Source organism: Breoghania sp. JC706, from assembly GCF_037026715.1.
Lineage (GTDB): Bacteria > Pseudomonadota > Alphaproteobacteria > Rhizobiales > Stappiaceae > Breoghania.
The window spans coordinates 1-288 of record NZ_JBANCG010000038.1 but is presented as its reverse complement, the minus strand read 5'-3'; the positions used below and the strand labels follow the sequence as shown (position 1 = coordinate 288).

Annotated in this window: 1 protein-coding gene; it reads left to right on the top strand. The window is 68.1% G+C overall.

Annotated elements, in window-relative coordinates:
- The coding region (locus V2L18_RS23455; protein ID WP_336180773.1) for a methyl-accepting chemotaxis protein at positions 1 to 288 on the top strand (288 nt) is incomplete at both ends.

Here is a 288-nt window from a genome sequence, read left to right as displayed (position 1 = left end):
AGCGAGATCGCCTCGCAGGCGGCGAGCCAGGCCGACAGCACCAACGTGCGCATCAAGGGTCTGTCCGACGCCGCATCGCGCATCGGCGAGGTGGTCGGTCTCATCCAGGCGATCGCGGAACAGACCAACCTGCTGGCGCTGAACGCCACCATCGAGGCGGCGCGTGCCGGCGAGGCGGGCCGCGGCTTTGCGGTCGTTGCGGCCGAGGTCAAGGAACTCGCCACCCAGACGTCGAAGGCAACCGAGGAGATCTCCTCGCAGATCTCGTCGATCCAGGGCGAAACGCAG